At 70.0% G+C, this 15,859-nt stretch carries 18 protein-coding genes and 2 pseudogenes; 10 read left to right on the forward strand and 10 right to left on the reverse strand.

What is annotated here, in order from left to right:
• Positions 1 to 1,303: 1,303 nt before the first annotated feature.
• Positions 1,304 to 1,975, forward strand: coding sequence for an SGNH/GDSL hydrolase family protein (locus FDM97_RS07335; protein ID WP_349775399.1), 672 nt, complete (start codon positions 1,304 to 1,306; stop codon positions 1,973 to 1,975).
• A gap of 98 nt (positions 1,976 to 2,073) precedes the next feature.
• On the opposite strand, the gene FDM97_RS36815 is transcribed toward FDM97_RS07335, so the two are convergent.
• A complete protein-coding gene (locus tag FDM97_RS36815) occupies positions 2,074 to 2,199 on the reverse strand; it encodes a hypothetical protein (RefSeq protein WP_284440283.1) in 126 nt (41 codons plus the stop codon).
• Between the two features lie 80 nt (positions 2,200 to 2,279).
• On the opposite strand from FDM97_RS36815, the gene FDM97_RS07340 reads away from it, so the two are divergent.
• Both FDM97_RS07340 and FDM97_RS07345 read left to right on the forward strand, forming a co-directional pair.
• Positions 2,280 to 2,462, forward strand: a complete 183-nt coding sequence (locus FDM97_RS07340) for a hypothetical protein (protein WP_137989446.1) — start codon at positions 2,280 to 2,282, stop codon at positions 2,460 to 2,462.
• A 215-nt stretch (positions 2,463 to 2,677) separates the two neighbouring features.
• A complete protein-coding gene (locus tag FDM97_RS07345) occupies positions 2,678 to 3,301 on the forward strand; it encodes a hypothetical protein (protein WP_137989447.1) in 624 nt (207 codons plus the stop codon).
• Here FDM97_RS07345 and FDM97_RS07350 read toward each other — a convergent pair.
• From FDM97_RS07350 to FDM97_RS07355, 3 genes are read right to left on the reverse strand one after another with little or no spacing between them, the layout of a single operon-like run.
• Positions 3,256 to 4,161, reverse strand: coding sequence for a DNA alkylation repair protein (locus FDM97_RS07350; RefSeq protein ID WP_254705527.1), 906 nt, complete (start codon positions 4,159 to 4,161; stop codon positions 3,256 to 3,258). The two genes, FDM97_RS07345 and FDM97_RS07350, sit on opposite strands and share 46 nt — an antisense overlap.
• Positions 4,158 to 4,406 (reverse strand): hypothetical protein, encoded by a 249-nt coding sequence (locus FDM97_RS36325; protein WP_254705528.1) that lies wholly within the window; start codon positions 4,404 to 4,406, stop codon positions 4,158 to 4,160. The genes FDM97_RS07350 and FDM97_RS36325 overlap by 4 nt, the downstream gene beginning before the upstream one ends.
• 42 nt (positions 4,407 to 4,448) lie before the next feature.
• The gene (locus FDM97_RS07355; RefSeq protein WP_137989448.1) at positions 4,449 to 4,748 is read right to left on the reverse strand and encodes a hypothetical protein; all 300 of its coding nucleotides are present in this window, start codon (positions 4,746 to 4,748) and stop codon (positions 4,449 to 4,451) included.
• Positions 4,749 to 4,854: 106 nt separating this feature from the next.
• On the opposite strand from FDM97_RS07355, the gene FDM97_RS07360 reads away from it, so the two are divergent.
• The gene (locus FDM97_RS07360) at positions 4,855 to 5,400 is read left to right on the forward strand and encodes an ABATE domain-containing protein (RefSeq protein WP_137989449.1); all 546 of its coding nucleotides are present in this window, start codon (positions 4,855 to 4,857) and stop codon (positions 5,398 to 5,400) included.
• Positions 5,401 to 5,441: 41 nt separating this feature from the next.
• On the opposite strand, the gene FDM97_RS07365 is transcribed toward FDM97_RS07360, so the two are convergent.
• Positions 5,442 to 6,149, reverse strand: a complete 708-nt coding sequence (locus FDM97_RS07365; RefSeq protein WP_137989450.1) for a SapC family protein — start codon at positions 6,147 to 6,149, stop codon at positions 5,442 to 5,444.
• 30 nt (positions 6,150 to 6,179) lie between these two features.
• Positions 6,180 to 7,100 carry a helix-turn-helix domain-containing protein gene (locus tag FDM97_RS07370; RefSeq protein ID WP_137989451.1) on the reverse strand — a complete coding sequence of 307 codons (921 nt, stop codon included), beginning with the start codon at positions 7,098 to 7,100 and terminating at the stop codon, positions 6,180 to 6,182.
• A gap of 179 nt (positions 7,101 to 7,279) precedes the next feature.
• On the opposite strand from FDM97_RS07370, the gene FDM97_RS07375 reads away from it, so the two are divergent.
• On the forward strand, positions 7,280 to 8,185 hold the full coding sequence (locus FDM97_RS07375) for an NADP-dependent oxidoreductase (RefSeq protein ID WP_137989452.1): 906 nt from the start codon (positions 7,280 to 7,282) through the stop codon (positions 8,183 to 8,185).
• 249 nt (positions 8,186 to 8,434) lie between these two features.
• A complete protein-coding gene (locus FDM97_RS36145) occupies positions 8,435 to 8,557 on the forward strand; it encodes a winged helix-turn-helix domain-containing protein (protein ID WP_217510226.1) in 123 nt (40 codons plus the stop codon).
• Between the two features lie 662 nt (positions 8,558 to 9,219).
• On the opposite strand, the gene FDM97_RS07385 is transcribed toward FDM97_RS36145, so the two are convergent.
• Complete coding sequence (locus FDM97_RS07385) at positions 9,220 to 10,623, reverse strand: FAD-binding oxidoreductase (protein WP_137989453.1); 1,404 nt, start codon at positions 10,621 to 10,623, stop codon at positions 9,220 to 9,222.
• Between the two features lie 635 nt (positions 10,624 to 11,258).
• Between FDM97_RS07385 and FDM97_RS07390 the strand changes: the two genes are divergently transcribed.
• Positions 11,259 to 11,747, forward strand: coding sequence for a hypothetical protein (locus FDM97_RS07390; protein WP_137989454.1), 489 nt, complete (start codon positions 11,259 to 11,261; stop codon positions 11,745 to 11,747).
• 145 nt (positions 11,748 to 11,892) lie between these two features.
• Here the strand turns inward: FDM97_RS07390 and FDM97_RS07395 are convergent, their stop codons facing one another.
• Positions 11,893 to 12,111 (reverse strand): hypothetical protein, encoded by a 219-nt coding sequence (locus FDM97_RS07395; protein WP_137989455.1) that lies wholly within the window; start codon positions 12,109 to 12,111, stop codon positions 11,893 to 11,895.
• Positions 12,112 to 12,241: 130 nt separating this feature from the next.
• On the opposite strand from FDM97_RS07395, the pseudogene FDM97_RS36990 reads away from it, so the two are divergent.
• Positions 12,242 to 12,696: pseudogene (locus tag FDM97_RS36990) on the forward strand (transposase); the annotation flags it as partial.
• Positions 12,697 to 12,714: 18 nt separating this feature from the next.
• Here the strand turns inward: FDM97_RS36990 and FDM97_RS07405 are convergent.
• Positions 12,715 to 13,011, reverse strand: a complete 297-nt coding sequence (locus FDM97_RS07405; protein ID WP_137989456.1) for a hypothetical protein — start codon at positions 13,009 to 13,011, stop codon at positions 12,715 to 12,717.
• A gap of 135 nt (positions 13,012 to 13,146) precedes the next feature.
• On the opposite strand from FDM97_RS07405, the pseudogene FDM97_RS36330 reads away from it, so the two are divergent.
• Positions 13,147 to 13,280, forward strand: a pseudogene (locus tag FDM97_RS36330) (IS982 family transposase); the annotation flags it as partial.
• Between the two features lie 1,068 nt (positions 13,281 to 14,348).
• Here the strand turns inward: FDM97_RS36330 and FDM97_RS07415 are convergent.
• A complete protein-coding gene (locus tag FDM97_RS07415) occupies positions 14,349 to 15,233 on the reverse strand; it encodes a helix-turn-helix domain-containing protein (protein ID WP_137989457.1) in 885 nt (294 codons plus the stop codon).
• Between the two features lie 75 nt (positions 15,234 to 15,308).
• On the opposite strand from FDM97_RS07415, the gene FDM97_RS07420 reads away from it, so the two are divergent.
• A complete protein-coding gene (locus FDM97_RS07420) occupies positions 15,309 to 15,725 on the forward strand; it encodes a nuclear transport factor 2 family protein (RefSeq protein ID WP_137989458.1) in 417 nt (138 codons plus the stop codon).
• The last annotated feature ends 134 nt before the right edge of the window (positions 15,726 to 15,859 follow it).

Genomic DNA, 15,859 nt, shown 5'->3' on the forward strand with positions numbered 1-15,859 from the left:
GATACGCCAAGTCAGGGGCGGCCAGCCCTGGCCTCCGTGTGGTAGGACGCTCCTGCTGGTGAGGGCGCCTCTCGAAACGACGTCTTTGCTGCCAGCAGGAGGTGGAGGGGCGCTGGACTTGTCACCGTCCGTCAGGGCGGCGTCCCCGGTCTCGCTCACAGCGACCGGGATGTCCTGGAGTTTCTGCGGCGAGCCGGTCTCGAAGATTCGGACACCCTCCTCGACGACCCGCGCTGGGTGGAGTGGCGCGGCGGCCGGGCCCACCAGGGCGAAGCTGCCTGACGCGTCGGGGCGCCTGATCTAGGCTCTATTTCTGTGCCTTGTCGGCGCCCCATGGGCCAGATGGTCGGAGGCTTGTCGGTAGGGGTTGGGACCGCTCGTCGTCCTCCGTCGAGGCTGGCGGACAGGCCCCCGACACCCGCACCCAGCACCCTGAGTGACGGGAACGCGCTGCGCCTCGGTGACCACGGCCGCCAGCAGGGATTCCTCGTCGAACGGGCCGGTCCCGCTTCGACTCCGCGTACTTTGCCGCGCTCTCCAGCGGGCGGTTCACCGTCATTGAGCAGGCAGTCAACAGCCACGTTCTCGATGACCCGGCCGTCCGCTCGTCCTGCGCCCGTGCGGCGAGCACGGAGCCGCAGAGGTGGAGCTGGCCGGCGACCGTGAGTGTCTCGCGGCCGAGTTGTTCGGGTTGAGGAGGCTGTGTCCAGAGCGGATCAGGCGTAGGCCGATGCTGTACTCGCCTTCGGGGAAGTGGACCAGCCCCCGGAAGTAGTGCCGCATGGCTGCCAGACAGGGGTCCGAGGCCCGCTCGGCGGCCCAGCCGAGCCGGTCGAGGGCGACGCTGGCGAGGTCGATGAACCGAGCTTGACCGTGACGTCGTGCGCGGTGCGGTCGGCGGAACCCAGGGCCCGCCGCAGCTCCGTCGTCGGCGAGCGCGCCAGCACAGGACGGTCAGCTCCGTGATGACGCCCGGAAGAGCTGCCGCCGCCGCGTGCAGGTGGGTGGCGCGGACATGGGCACACAGATCCTCGGTGGCGGTTACGAGTTCGCTGGCCGTGCGGGTGGTGCCCCGGGGGTCATCGCCGAGGTCTTGTAGGTCGAGGGACTCGCGGATGGGCCGGATCAGCTCCGCCAGCCGGTCCTCCTGCATCGGGGCCACGTACGGCTGGCCCGTCAGCACCGTGACGTCGATCCGCAGCGCCTGCGCGACCGCCGCGACGAAGTCCGAGGATGCCGGCCGCGCCCCGCCCATGCGGCCGCTGACGTGTGTGCAGACGGTCGCCCGAAGGCCGGCGGACCGGTGGTCGTCGCGGCCGGCGCGAGCATGACGCAGGGATCGCTCGGCCATGACTGGGTCGGCGACCTGCGAGCGAAGCCCGAGTTCCGGGGCTACGCGTTCGTCAACGCCGGCGACAACGGCAACACCAGCGCGGACCTGCTCGGCCGCGTCGACAGGGACATCGTGGCGTGCGCCCCCGACAGGGTCACCATCCTCATCGGCGCCAACGACCTCCGGGACGGTGTCCCGTCGGAGGAGTTCCGGGCCAACCTCGGCGCGATCGTCGACCGCATCAAGGACAAGACCTCTGCCCGTATCGCTCTGCTGTCCCTGCCTCCGGCGGGCGAGGATCTCGACTCCGAGATCAACGGCAGGCTCCGCGACTACAACGCCGTGATCAAGGAGGCCGCGACCCGCGCGACGGTCGACTACGTGCCCGTGAACGAGCGGTTCGCCGACCACCTCCGGGACCAGGGGCAGCGGCCGACGTACGACTTCGGCTTCACCACGGCCTACTTGGCGGCCACCAAGTACTACCTGCTAGGCGACAGCTGGGACGAGGTCGCCCGCGACAACGGTCTCGAACTGTTCGTCGACCACCTCCACCTCAGCGACCGCGGCGGCGCGATGGTCACCCACCTCGTCGCCCAGTGGCCGGCCTCCGCCGAAGGAGCCATGAGGAGCCGGCCGTAAGCGAGTCCACCCGCCCCGGGCCATCTCCGCCGGACACATGGTTCGTCGAGAGGAGATCGCCGGGGGAGGGGGTTTGTGCGAGGGGTCTGGACCACGGCTCAGAGGAGGACCAGGACCAGGACCAGGACCAGGACCAGGACCAGGACAAGGGCGGAGCCGAGAGCGGCGAGGGTGAGGGGGAGGCGGGCCAGGACCATGGCGACGGAACCAGGCGAGGAAGACACCTCATTCAGCCAAGCCGCCAACCGTCAAGCGGAGAACGGTCTTCGGTGAAAAGCGGATACTCGATACGGACACGTCCTGCATGGCTGTTCGGGTAACTGAAACGACCCCCTACGACGCCGACCGTGCCCGATTCACCCCCCAGGCGCTGGCGCGCCTGGGGCAGGCTACGGGTGCGCGGCCCGGGTCCTCGCGGTACTGGTGCGCCGAGCCGGACGACTGGCTGGAGGTCACGGTGACCGACGACGGCACGGGCGGGGGCTGAGGAGGCGGGAACCTGCCTGCACTGCTCCGCGCATCTGCCCCGGTCGCGATGGCCGTGCTCCACCACGTACGACTGCCGGGTGACGGTCGCTCGGCCGGACGGGGGAGGGGTCGGCGCGCGGATCTGCGGCCTGGAGCCGATGGCAGGGCGGCGGCCAGAGCGCAGGATAGATCGCGTTCCGCCAGTCAACTCCCCTCGGGGAAAAGGAGATCATCATGGCTTCGCTGTCTGCCCGCCGTACCGTCACCGCCACGGTCGCGGCCCTCGTCGCGGGGCTCACCCTGTGCGCCTCGTCCGTCGCCTCGTCCGCCGAGCAGCAGACGGAGGACCGCCGACCGGCCGTGGCGCGGGTCGTCGGCAGTGGCGACATTGTGCTGCCGTATCTGAAGGACGACGACGTCCGTTCGTTCAGCTTCGACGCGGTGGCCGCCCCGTTCACCCAGCCGCGGCCCGGGGCTTCGCGTGGACTGCCCGTCGACGCGCGCGGGACCGTGCGGATCTCGCACTACTCGGCCGAACAGAACATCACCTACACCTTCGAGGGCCAGGTGGAGTGCCTGGTCACCGGCCCGCGCACGGCGACCGTCTCCGCCCTGATCACCAAGGTCAGCCACGAGGAGACCGGCCGGCTCGGCAAGCGCGTCGGGCTGAGCGTCCACGACGGCGGCAAGGGCGGCAAGGCGGACCGGGTGGGCTTCTCGTGGAACGGGGTGAACCTGCTTCCGAATGGCGAGGACGCCGAGGTCGGCACCTGCATGGCGCCCGCCCCCTACGCTCCAGTCGTCAAGGGCGGTTACACCGTCACCCACGCCGAACTGCCGGAGTTCCCCCGCCCGTAGGGCCTTGCGGGAGTCAGGGCGCCAGGAGGGTGAAGTCCGCTGTGCCGTGGGGCGTCCGTTGATCTGGAGTTGAACGCGGTGCACGCCGGGGTGGTAGCGGCGGCGGTGAGGGGGCGGAAGGAGTGGCGGCGCAGGCCGGACCACTGTTCGCCGGGTTCCAGGGTGCGGGTGGTCAGTTTGAAGACCTTGGGGCTGAGGGGTCCGTCGGCCTTGCGGTGGTGGATGACGTAGTCGATGGCGAGGCTCGCGGCGCGGGAGCCGGTGTTGGTGACCTGGTAGCGGAAGGCGAGTTCGCCGCCGACGCGTACCTCGGGTGTGCGGACCTCGGGTCCGGTGACGTGGAGTGTGGCGTCGGGGTCGTGTCCGAGGAGGGCCAGGGCCTGCGGATCGCCGGCCTTGACGAGGGTGCGCAGGCCGTGGCGGACGGTGGCCCGCGTGGTGGGGGCGGGGTCGGTGAGCCAGCGGGCGGCGGTGGCGACGGCCGTGTCCGGGTGGTCGCGGCTGATGTCGTTGAGGTGGTTGGCCACGGAACGTCTGACGTACTCGGACGGGTCGCGGTACAGCGCGTCCAGGACGGGCAGGGCGGGGGTCGGGTCGGCGACGAGTGCGGGCAGGCGGGGCGCCCAGGGGAGGCGGGGGCGCGTTGTCTCGCTGGCCAGGCGGCGTACGTGGGGGTCGGGGTGGGCTGTCCAGGGCAGGATCGTCCGCAGGGCCCGCTGGAGGTCGTGCTGGAGGAAGCGGCGTACGGCCGTTTCCGCGGTGAGCCGCGGGGTGAGGTCGGCGAGGAGATCGAGGGCGGGCTCGAACACGTTGTGGGCGAGGGTGCGTTCGGCGACGGCGGCGTTGACGGGGTAGGTCATCCAGCCGGTGAATCCGGCCTGGCCGAGGGCCGTTCGGACGACGGCGGCGAAGGCCGGGTAGCCGTCGGGCAGGTCGGCGAGTACGGCCTCCTTGACCAGGGCGCGACGCGCTCGCTGAACGACCGGCCGTCGAGGTGACCGCCGCAGGCGTGGAGGGCGGGCGCCGGCGCGGCGCCGGCCGCCGCCATGATCGCGGCGAGCTCGTCGACCGTCCGGGCGTTGATCAGTTCCTCGGCGGTGGGCACGGCGCCTGCCTCCTTCTCTTCTTCTTCATCGGGGGCGTCCGGTCAGTCCTGGGCGCTGTGCAGCACTTCGGCGTGCCGCATCTCGTGCACCTCGCCGATCAGGCTGAAGAACTCCCCGACGGCCGGGTCCCCGGGCATCTCCTCCGCCGCGCGGGCGGCGGCCTCCGGGGAGGCCCAGACGATGAGGTCGAGGAGCGAGCCGTCCTCGTACCGGGCGAGGTGCGCGCCGAGGAAGTCGGAACCGTACCGCTCGCGCAGGAGGGAGATGAGCTGGTCGCGGTGGGCGGTCAGCTGCTCGGGGTCGGCGCAGGCGAAGCGGACGTACTCGATGGTCGTGCTCATGGGAACCCCTTCACATGTCGACTCACGGATTTAGATCGCTGAATCCGTGATGGGAAGCTATCACGGATTCGACGTGGTGAATCCGTGGGTCCGGTAGGTTGGTGGTATGACCCTCAAGAACCTGCGCGAGATGCCGTGGATCGGCGAGCGGCCGGTCCTCGACCTGGCCAACACCGTCGTCGTCGGAGCCGGGCACGCGGGTGTGGACGTCGATCTGCTGGCCGATCCGGAGCTGCTGGCGTCCTGGCGGGAGAAGGCGCTCGACCGGGAACTCGCGGACCTGCCCCTGGAGGATCTGGCGGAGCTGCGCGCCCCGGTCAGGGACGCGCTGGACGCGGCGGCGCGGCAGGCGCCGCTGCCGGGGCCGGCGCGGGCGCGGCTCAACGCGCTGGCCGCGCGGGCTCCGGTGACGTTCCGGGTCGACGACGCCGGCCGTCTCGCGGAGCAGGAGGCCGGCGGGCCGGTCGCGGCGGCGGTCGCCCGGCAGGCGCTGGTGCTGGCCGCCGGGCCGGAGCAGGCGCGGTTGCGGCGCTGCCCCGCGCCGAGCTGCGGAATGTTCTTCCTCGCGCGCAGGCGGGACCAGGCGTGGTGCTCGATCGGCTGCGGCAACCGGGCGCGTGCTGCCCGTCGGAGCGGGCAGCACGAGGACTGATCCCGCCCCGTCCCTGCCTCCGCCCTTCCCTCCCCCCCCCGTCAGTCGTTGGCGAGCTCGCTGTAGAGGCCCGTCAGGTTCTGCAGCGAGATGAGATGGGTGTGGATCAGTTTGAGATAGCCCTTGAGGTTGAGGGAGATCAGGTCGGCGAGGGGGTCGCCGGTGCCGATCTCCTTCAGTCGTTCCTCGTCGACCGCCCAGTACTCGCCGATCTGGACGGTGTCGCCGCCGGCGGGGGTCACCGTCAGCGTCTGCTGCTTCAGCAGGTCGAGGCGGAGTAGTTCCTTGGTGAAGTTCCGGGTCCGCTGTGCCTCCCAGGCGCACTGCCGCAGGAACTCGACGCGCTCGGCCAGGAACGGTGTGAGGGAGCCGTCGTCCTCGAAGAGGCGATCGCCCTCGACCGTGCTCCAGCCGTCGTAGTCGGCGTCGATGTACACGGTCATCTCTCCGTCCTCCTCCTCGACCGGGAAGAACGGGTACGCGCGGACCGAGGCCGGCCGGTACGTGTGGGGGCGCCAGTCGCCGTCCCGTGTGACGTACTGGTTGCGGCCCTGCTCAAGGCCCAGCAGGGCGCAGGGGGTGAGCCCTCTCGGGCCCTCGACGAAGATGATCGGGTAGGTCACCGCGACCTCCGGGAACTCCACCGCCTGGAGTGCGGCGACCTGCTGCGTCGCGCCGTACCGCGCGTTCCGCGGCAGGGTCACGCGCAGCGACGCGTGCTCTTCCTTGTTGAGTGGCGTAGGCAGCATGAGATCTCCCCTCGATCTTTATTCACGGATTCAGGAGTCGAATCCGTGAGTCACGCTATCAGTCCTCGTGCGGGTCGGCGCCGGGTTCGGTGCCGTCCAGCTGCCGAGCAGCCGCAGCGCGGCGTCCGCGCGGGCGTCGGGTGCCGTGAAGACGACCAGGGACCAGCCTTCGTCGCCGGGCAGCGCGAGCGTCTCGTACGCGAGGTCGAAGCCGCCGACCACGGGATGCCGGAAGGTCTTGGTGCCGTGCGTCTTGTCCCGCACCTCCTGTGCCGCCCACAGGTGCCGGAAGTCCTCGCTGCGGCGGCTCAGTTCGGTGACGACCCGGGCCAGCCGCGCGTCCCCGGGACGGCGTCCGGCCGACAGGCGCAGGAAGCCGACGGTCTGCCGTGCCACGTCCGCCCACCCCGGGTACAGCTCCCGCGCGGCGGCGTCGAGGAAGACGTGCCGGGCGAGGTTGAGCCGCCGGGCAGGCGTAAGTACCGGGTCGCCGAGCAGGGCACGGGCCAGGTCGTTGGCGTCGAGAACGTCCATCACGGGATCCAGGACGTACGCCGGGACGGCTCCCACCGCGGCCAGTAGACGCCGCAGCCCGTCCCGTACCGGGACGCCGTCGTCCCCCTCCGTCTCCTCGGCGTCGACCGGGGCCGAGGCGAGCGTCGTCCTTGCGCCGCGGGCCCGGTGCGCCAGGTCGTACAGGTGGGCACGCTCGGTCGGATCGAGTCTTAGGACGCGGGCCAGGCTGTCGAGCACGGCGTCGGAGGGATTGCGGGCCCGGCCCTGTTCCAGGCGTGTGTAGTAGACGACGCTGACGCCCGCGAGGTCGGCCACCTCCTCGCGCCGGAGCCCCGCGACCCGGCGCCTGTCGAGGAGGGGGAGTCCGGCCTCCACCGGGGTCACCCGGGCACGGCGCGAGCTCAGGAATCGGCCGAGTTCGTTCGCTGAGTTCATGCGCGCCAGTATGTGCGGCGCCGGCGGCGCTCTGCCTGTCCCTGCGAGTACCCCTCTGCCGGTCAGGCCCGCGTCCCGCCGGGTACTCACGGGGTAGTGGCTCCGCTTCCACGGTGCGGCGAAGGTGACGGAGGTGCGACCGCACCACACCCCCCTCGACACGACAGGAGCCCGTCTTGATGCGCGCAGTGGTCTTCTCCCGGTACGGCGACGAAAGCGTCCTGGAACTCACCCGGCGGCCGGCGCCGGCACCGGCGGACGGAGACGTCCTCGTGGAGGTGAAGGCGGCCGGGGTGAACCCCGTCGACTGGAAGTACCGCGAGGGCGCGGTGCGCAGCGACCTGCCGTTCCCGCTCGGCATGGGCTGGGACGTGTCCGGCGTCGTCCGGGCCACGGTGCCCGGCGGCCCGGCGATCGGCGATGAGGTGTACGGGATGCTCCCGCTTCCTTACGGCGGCGCCTACCAGGAACTGGCCGTCCTGCCCGCCTCCGCCGTGGCGCCCAAACCCGCCCGGCTGACCCACACCGAGGCCGCCGCCGTGCCCCTGGCCGCGCTGACGGCATGGCAGGCGCTGGAGGCGGCGGGAGCGAAGCCCGGGCTGCGGGTCCTGGTGCACGCGGGTGCCGGCGGCGTCGGTCACTTCGCCGTGCAGCTCGCCCGTCACCTCGGAGCGCACGTCACCGCCACCGCCTCCGCCCGCAACCTGGACTTCCTGCGCCGCCTCGGCGTCGACGAGCCGATCGACCGCGTAACCGCCGAACTGGCTGCCGGGGCCCCCTTCGACGTCGTCCTGGACACCGTCGGAGGCCCGGTGCAGCACGCGTCCTGGGGGCTGCTGCGCCCCGGCGGCACCCTCATCACCCTTCCTGAACCCGTGGACGAGACGTACCGCCTTCCCGGAATCACGGCCCGCCGCGTCATCGTCACCCCCGACGGAAAGGCGCTGCGCCGGATCGGCACGCTCATCGACTCGGGTGCCGTGCATGTGGAGGTCCAAGCGGTCCTCCCGCTGGAGGAGGCGGCGGAGGCACACCGCATCAGCAAGGAGGGCCGGGTGCGCGGCAAGCTGGTCCTCAGCCTCTGAGGCAGCCTTCGGAGCGCAGATGGCGGCCGAGAGGGGCGGTCCACCGCGTACCAGAATCTCGGTCGGGCCCCGCGGACGCGGCCGGCGAAGACGGGCCGACCCCCCCGGAAGCAGGCGGGAGCTGGTGCTCACCCCGAAGGCCGGTGCGCCGCTGGACTATCTGGTGACCCATCCCGGCGAACGGCTCCCCAGGCAACGGCTGCTGGAGGTTTTGTGGGGCTGGGAGACCGCCGGCACCACGCGTGAACCGTGGACAACCGGATCGCCGAACTGCGACGCGTGCTCGGGGACGATCCCGCGGTGCCCCGCTGGATCGAGACCGTCACCGGACAGGGGTACCGCTTCATCGCACCGGTCGAGGGTGGAGCGTGACCAGTCGGAAACGCTCCTGGCCGCCTGTCGCGGCCGCGCTCCTGGCCGGTGGAGCGGTGGCCGCCCTCACCGCGCTGCTCCTGGGTGATGTGATCGTGCACGTACGGTTCGTCCCGGCGTTGTGTCGCGGTGCTCGCCGCCGTGGTCGCGGCGGTGGCAGTGGGCATCATCCTGGTCCGGCGGCGCATGGAACAGCTGCGCGCACCTGATGGAGGAGACCAGAGAGGAACACCGGCGTTTTCTGCGACGGCTGGACCATGAGCGGAAGAATCAGTGGCGCTGCGGGTATCAGTATGGCCTCTGACCTGCGGATACGGCCTGTCGCAGGGCGGGTCCGATATGGCCGGCGGAAGGCCAGGCCGCCCCTTCTGCGAGCGGCCCCACCGCTCGAATCCTACGGATCCGAGGCCGTCGAGGGGAGTCGTGCACCGGTAGGACCGGCCACTGTCGTGGGTGGCAGGCTGCGCTGTACGAGCCGTCGACGTGCGTCCGACCACAGTCCTCTCCCACCTGCGGGCGGGAGATACCCTCGCCGGGGCACGCCAGTTCGTGGAGGACCGCCCGCCTCTCCGAGGCGCTGCCCCGGGCGAAGACGCACACCTTCGACGGACACATCCCCCACGTCACGCACCCGGACGACTACGCGAACCGTGTCACCAGCTTCATCGAGGCGAGCCGCCGGCCGTCATGACCTGCTGAGGCGTGATGTTCTGGTTCAGGTGGAACAGGTTTCCCGGGTCGTACGTCCGCTTCACTTCGACGAGGCGGTCGTAATTTCCCTTGTAGTTGGCTCTGATCCGGCTCTGGTCGTCGTCGGCCATGAAGTTGATGTATCCGCCTTCCTCCGAGTGCGGGGCGGTCGCCTGGTAGTAGTCGCGCACCCAGGCGATGTTGGCCTCGTTGTCGGCGGGGTCGGGCCACATCCCGGCGATGACAGTGGCGAACGAGGCGTCCCGGTAGGCGAAGGCCGTCGCTTCCGGTGCGACTCGGTGGCAAGCGCCGTTGATGGGGTAGATGTGGACTGTCGAGTTCACGGCGGGTACGCGTGGTCCGTGCTGCAGATGTGCTTCGATCGCGGCGTCGCTGAGCTCGGTCACGAAGTTGGCCTTCCAGTAGTGCTGGAGGCCGGGTGGTACGAGCGCGTCGAAGGCGCTGTTGAGCGCGGGGTACGGCATGGGGCCGACGTGCTCGGCGACGACCGGCGCGAAGTCGTGGAAGGGCTGGAGGGCGCGCGGTCCCTCGTCGAGCGGCCCCGCCCAACAGGACACGATCAGGATGAAGGTGTCGCCGTGCCGGTCCTCCGGGATGAACGGGAGCGGCGGGGCGATCTGGAAGGCCGGGAATCCTCCGAGTTCCTCCGGCGCCTCGGCGATGAACTCGCGGAACGAGCGCAGTACGGTGCCGGCGTTCTCCAGTTCGTAGAGGATCGGCCCGCCGTAGATGTCCTTGACGGGGCTGAGCCGGAATTCGAGGGAGGTCACCGCGCCGAAGTTGCCACCTCCGCCTCGTAGCGCCCAGAAGAGGTCGTCGTGCTCCTTCTCGCTCGCGACGACCAGTCGGCCGTCCGCGGTCACCACGTCGGCCGAGACCAGGTTGTCGCAGCTCAGGCCGAGTCCGCGAGCGAGGTAGCCGATGCCGCCGCCGAGGGTGAGCCCGCCGACACCGGTGGTGGAGATGATTCCGCCGGTCGTGGCGAGACCGAAAGCGTGTGTGGCCGCGTTGAAGTCACCCCAGGTGGCCCCGCCCTCCGCACGCGCGGTTCGCCGCGTGGGGTCGACGCGGACGCCACGCATGGGGGACAGATCGGCCACCACACCGTCGTCACAGGTACCGAAGCCGGGCACGCTGTGCCCGCCACCACGGACCGCCAGATCGAGCTCGTTCTCCCGCGCGAAGTCGACCGCGGCCATGACGTCACCCGCGTTGGCGCACTGCACGACGACCGCAGGTCTCCTGTCGATCATGGCGTTGTAGACCTTGCGCGCGTCGTCGTAGGCATCGTCGCCGGGGGTGACGACCGCCCCGCGTACCCGTTCGCGCAACGCGTCGATCGAGAGCTTGCCCATGGCCATCGCTCCTCGTGCCCTTACCCTCACCAGCTCCGCTCGGAAGGCGCCGCGCCTGTGGTGGCGCCCGGGTGTGACATCCCCCGAGGGCCCCGTTGCCCGCCTATCACAGGAGTGGGCCTGATTTCACGCTACGCCGATGGTGCGGGGTCTCAACCCGAAATGGTCGAGGGGTGGTTGCCGCCTGTCGGTGAGGAGATTTCACATGCCCGGGGTCGTCCTCGCCGGACTGCCGCTCGTCACCATGGCCCAGATGGGCCTTCTCGTCGGCATCGGCGTCCTGCCTCGACACCTTCCTCGTCCGTACGGTCCTGGTGCCGGCGCCGGCGTGCGGCGCCCCGGGGAGGGAACGAAGGAGTGCCGAATCGGTTCGGCCGTAAACATCGTCAGTAGAGCGAACCGGAACCGATGAATCAGCGATCAAGATGATTCTGGGCCGACATATTTCCGGTTTTCCCGTCCCTTGGCGTGTTCCCGTCGGCTATGTTGCTCCGGGCGCGCGGGGAGGCGCGCGACGGTAGGTCATGCGCCTACCCGTGTGAACGACCCGCAGGTGGGGTCGGCCCGAGCACGGCTCGGTCCCGGAGCGGGACCGAGGTGTCGGATCGCCGCAGCCGCGGCGGGGAGGATCGGGAATGCAGATCACGACGGGGCGGGCGAACCGCCGCCTTCTTTCGGTGGCGGGAACGCTCGCGGTTTCCGCCGCGACCCTGCTCTCCAGCGGCGGAGCGGCCAGTGCCGCTCCGGCTACTGAGACCGCGTCGGTGGGGATTCAGAGCGCGACACTGGGTCAGACCTGCGTCGGGCCTTCCTACAACCGCAAGTTCGCCTTCACCATCACCTCGACGACCGGCGTGCCGGCCGGCAGCACCTGGAAGGTCACTGTCAGCAAGCCCGGCTACCAGGGGCTCCAGGTCAGCTCCGACTCAGGCTATGTGCCGAGCGCGACGGGCACCACACAGGTGGTCAATCTGTCCGCTCCCAGCGGCATTCCGGCCGGGACGACGGTCACACTCACGCCGACCTACTACCTCATCCCCACCAGCGGCTACAACACGCTGACGCTGTCCGGCTACGGCGGCTCCACCAGCAAGGCCATGAACTGGTACAACCGCCCCTGCTGATCCCCGGCACCTGAGCGGAGGCCACGGCGCATCGCGTGCCGTGGCCTTCATGGTCGTCCGCGGCTTGGCTGTCGTGGTCAGTGGGCCCGGACGCTCGTGAGGGAGGCGGCTGACCCCGCCGACCTCGGAGCCGGGGTCGGCGGGGTCAGCCGCCGGGGCACTCGCTGTTGTCGTCGCTGCTGCGACACTGGTGGATCGGCTGGGGTGGAAGCGGGTTTTCCTCCGGGTAGGTGGCCGTGTACGCGGCGCCCGTCATCACCAGCGTCAGTACGACGAGCAGCGCGCAGGCCACGCCGTGCGCGGCCGCGGCGAACGGAGCGCGCAGCCGATGAAAGCCAAGGCGGTCAGCGCGGAGACGGAACACAGGAGGCCGAGGAAGGTGAACACCCCGGTGGTGAGAGGCACACCCTGCCATTGGGGATATGAGCCACCGCCGCCCATGGGAAAGCCGAACTCCGCGAGGGCGGCGAAGAGAAGGCCGACGTACAGCACCGCGGCTGCACCTCGTGTGCACCCTCCACGGGCTGCCCGTAGCGTTCGCTCTGACCGGCGCGAAAGCCGACGAACGCCAGACCCTTCTCGGCATCCTCGACGCCGAGTCCGACCTCGTTGGCTCCACCCAGAGCAGACGCAGATCAGCGACCGCCACTACTACGGCGCCGCGTTCGAACGTGAACTCACGCAGTGGGGAATCCGACTGCTGCCGCCGGCCCGCAAGGGCGAGCCCGCGCGGGCCGGGTCCGAGCTGTTCAGGTCGCTACGGCAGACCATCGAGTCGGTCAACCAGACCTTCAAAGCCCAACTCGATCTCGAATGCCACCAGGGCTGTATCCCCGGCGGTGTGATGGTCCGCGTCCTGCAGCGCGTCCTCGCACTCACGGCCGGGATCTGGCACAACGACCACACAGGTCAGCCCGTCATGCGCTCGCTGACCGCATACGACCACTAACTCCTCGGATCATTCACCTTAGGTGACAGGAGCCGACGACGGCCTCAGGCCGAGTGGACGTTCGGCGAATGCCATCTCCGAGTCGACCTCGTAGCAGACGTTGATGCTCGAGTCCCCGAGAGTTGTGTCGGCGAAGCGCTGGACGTCTTCAACGGATTTTGTCTCCCAGAGGCACGTCACGGCGGATCCGTCGACGTGCGGGTAGAACTGCAGCACCCGGGAGCCGTCGGGCGCTCCGATGCCGTCGATAAGGGCCTGGCCACGGGGAAACGCTGTCTCCGGGTTCAAGATCTTGTGCTGGACCACGACGTACATGGGGCCCTCCTCGTTTGGTGTCGTGTCGTTCGACGATTCGACGCTAGGCGTGCGGAGGTGGACGCCGCGTCGCGCATGGTCACCAAATCCATTGTGGACTGGGATGGTCATTCCTGGCCACGCAGCTCAGACCGGCTCGAACGCCACCAGGGCGGCACCCCCGGCGGTGTCATCGTCCGCGTCCTCAGCGCGTCCTCGCACTCGCCGCCGGGATCTGGCACAACGACCACACTGGCCAGCCCGTCATGCGCTCACTGACCGCCTACGATCGCCCCGGCCGAGTCCGCCGGCCTCACCGCCGCCCTGGCTGTCGCAATCCCGCGAAGCTCGTCCTGGCCATCGGCGGCGCCGCTCCGTAGCCTCCAGCACCACGTCTACCGACAGCGGGACTGTTCAGCGGCCGTCCGATCTCAGGCGCCTGAGCCTCAGCTTCCTGCATAGGGAGGCCGCAGGTGAGGAGGTCGAGGGGCAGAGACGGAAGGCCATAGCGCTACAGAAGGTAACTCCGGACTGTTGGCGAAGACGGGCATGGGGGATGGGAACTCGGACAGCAGCATTGCCGTGATCCGGGGCGACAGCGCGGGGAGCAAGTCCTGAACTTCGCGGGTGTGGCAGGAGCGCGGGAGGAAGGGGGCCGGTGTGGCGAACGCCCAACGACCCCCGATCGAGTGGGATCGAAGGGGGACGCAGCCGGATGGAATCGGATGGATATGTCCGGCTCTTCGGCATCGTCGCAGGTGAGACGCGTCACTGAAATGGGTTCGAGTCCCACCCGCCCCACCAGCTCATGGTGAAGCAGAATCGTTCTGACCGGGCACTTTGCCTGGTCGGACGATTCCGACCGTGAGCATGAAGGATCCTGGCGACCCGTCCAGAGCAGGACATCACACCTGTTTGGACAATGTTTGGACGCGGGTCACGCGGCGCGTGTGATTCCCTCGTCCGGCCCATCGGCGGCCGTGTCCCGCGTCACATTCGGCGTTCCAGCCGCGTCCCCTGCCCTTGCCGACTGGTGGCACCCCGCCGCCCCGGCCGACAGTGCCAACGCCGAAGCGCCGGCCACGGAGCCCCGTCCCGCCGCGAAGCGCCGCCCGCGAAACCGCGCCTCCGACAAGAAGCCCCGCCCGAAGGCCACCACTCCATGACCAGAACCGACGCAGGGGCGCGGCCGCGGCCCGCGCCACGCCCCTGCGGAGACCCATGAACGACAACACCGGAGCCATCGCACGCCAACGCCACTACCTGAGCCTGCGCGACCTCCCGATCTTCGAGAGTGACATCGGCCAGTTCGAGTTCCCCGCGTACGGCAGCGCAGCTTGTGCTCCACAGGGTGAACGTCACCCACGCGCCCGTGGTGAGGGCGGGAGCTGGCGTGTCTCGCCGGCGTCGTGCCCCGCCCACGCGATGTCGTCCACCGCCAGCCCAGGGTCGCCGGCCATCGTCGAGGGAGTCGTTCCCGTGAACGCCAGGAACTCCCGGTGAAGATGGGACTGGTCGGCGTAACCGCATTCCGTCGCAACGTCTGCCGCGCTCCAGCCCGCGGTCAAACGCTGGGCGGCGTGGCGGAAGCGGACCAGTGTCGCGGCGCGCTTGGGAGGCAGGCCGATCTGCGACCGGAACCGGGACCACAGGCGCCTGCGGCTCCAGCCGACCTCGGCTGCCAGTTCCTCGATCCTGACTCGGCCGCGGCTCACGAGGATCCGGTCCCAGGCCCGGACCACCTCCGGGTCCACCGACGGCCCCGTCCCGTGGCGACGGGCGAGGAAGGCGTCCGTCAACGCGAAACGGTCCTCCCAGGACGGGGCCTGGCCCAATTGCTCCCGCAGCCGTGCCGCGTCCCGGCCCCACAGGTCGTCGAGGGCGACCACGGTACGTTCCAGCTCCGCCGGGCAGACACCCAGCACGGCGTGCGTGACCAACGGGGAGAGGTGCACCTCCACACACGTGATGTTCTCGCCCCGCATACGCACCGCACCGGGTGCGAGCCCGGCGACGAGACTTCCGCGCTGTTGCCGGCCTGCGGCGTCGCCCACGACGAGCGGACCGCCGCCGAACTCGACGACGAGGGTGAGGGCCGGGTGAGGGATCACCGGCAGGTCGACCGGGCCCGTGCCCCGATCGCGGAATCCGGCCAGGCTGACGCCGGCTGTCCGGCCGTGCCGTGATGGCCTCGCAACCTCCCACCCGGCCACAGCCTCACGCTCACCCACAGCGGATCGCATCACCCCATGCTACGAGGAGACCGATCGGAACATTTGTCCAAGACGCCGGCGCGCGCCGACGGCCACAGTGGACTCATGAGCAGCCTCATCATCCAGAACGCCTTCCAGGCGTTCGCCAGTTATGACCCCGACCGGATCTCCGCGGTCCTCACCGAGGACGCCGAATGGCTTTCGCCCCCCGGGAACGCCGTCGCCGTCACGCTCGGGGCGACGCATCACATGATCGGCAGGAAGGCGATCGTGCACTTCTTCGCCGAGGGCTTCCCCCGTCTGTTCGTGCGCGACGTCGCCGTCACCTTCCATGGGATCCACGCCGACAGCGAGCGAGGGGTCGCGGAGGCGAGCGTGACGGCAACGCTCGCCAACGGGAACCAGTACGGCAACGACTACTGCTTCGTCCTCGAATTCCGGGACGAGCTGATCCACCGGGTCCGCGAGTACGTGGACACAGCCCGCGGGCACCGCATGATCTTCGCCGAAATCCGCCAGTAGCCAGCCCCGGGCCAGCGGTGAACCAGTCGGCCCCGACGGGCGGCAGGCCTGAGCCGACGAGCCCGCAGCGCATGACCAGCGGGCCACCCACCTCAAGTCGTATTACGCGGGGGTGCCTTGCATCTTCGACCACC

It is taken from the genome of Streptomyces vilmorinianum, assembly GCF_005517195.1.
GTDB lineage: Bacteria > Actinomycetota > Actinomycetes > Streptomycetales > Streptomycetaceae > Streptomyces > Streptomyces vilmorinianum.

Excerpts from the sequence above, each read along its gene's own strand:
- FDM97_RS07340 (WP_137989446.1), top strand. The coding sequence starts at position 2,280 with ATGGCTGTTCGGGTAACTGAAACGACCCCCTACGACGCCGACCGTGCC.
- FDM97_RS07345 (WP_137989447.1), top strand. The coding sequence starts at position 2,678 with ATGGCTTCGCTGTCTGCCCGCCGTACCGTCACCGCCACGGTCGCGGCC.
- FDM97_RS07350 (WP_254705527.1), bottom strand. The coding sequence starts at position 4,161 with ATGACCTACCCCGTCAACGCCGCCGTCGCCGAACGCACCCTCGCCCAC.
- FDM97_RS07355 (WP_137989448.1), bottom strand. The coding sequence starts at position 4,748 with ATGAGCACGACCATCGAGTACGTCCGCTTCGCCTGCGCCGACCCCGAG.
- FDM97_RS07360 (WP_137989449.1), top strand. The coding sequence starts at position 4,855 with ATGACCCTCAAGAACCTGCGCGAGATGCCGTGGATCGGCGAGCGGCCG.
- FDM97_RS07365 (WP_137989450.1), bottom strand. The coding sequence starts at position 6,149 with ATGCTGCCTACGCCACTCAACAAGGAAGAGCACGCGTCGCTGCGCGTG.
- FDM97_RS07370 (WP_137989451.1), bottom strand. The coding sequence starts at position 7,100 with ATGAACTCAGCGAACGAACTCGGCCGATTCCTGAGCTCGCGCCGTGCC.
- FDM97_RS07375 (WP_137989452.1), top strand. The coding sequence starts at position 7,280 with ATGCGCGCAGTGGTCTTCTCCCGGTACGGCGACGAAAGCGTCCTGGAA.
- FDM97_RS07385 (WP_137989453.1), bottom strand. The coding sequence starts at position 10,623 with ATGGGCAAGCTCTCGATCGACGCGTTGCGCGAACGGGTACGCGGGGCG.
- FDM97_RS07390 (WP_137989454.1), top strand. The coding sequence starts at position 11,259 with ATGCAGATCACGACGGGGCGGGCGAACCGCCGCCTTCTTTCGGTGGCG.
- FDM97_RS07405 (WP_137989456.1), bottom strand. The coding sequence starts at position 13,011 with ATGTACGTCGTGGTCCAGCACAAGATCTTGAACCCGGAGACAGCGTTT.
- FDM97_RS07415 (WP_137989457.1), bottom strand. The coding sequence starts at position 15,233 with ATGCGATCCGCTGTGGGTGAGCGTGAGGCTGTGGCCGGGTGGGAGGTT.
- FDM97_RS07420 (WP_137989458.1), top strand. The coding sequence starts at position 15,309 with ATGAGCAGCCTCATCATCCAGAACGCCTTCCAGGCGTTCGCCAGTTAT.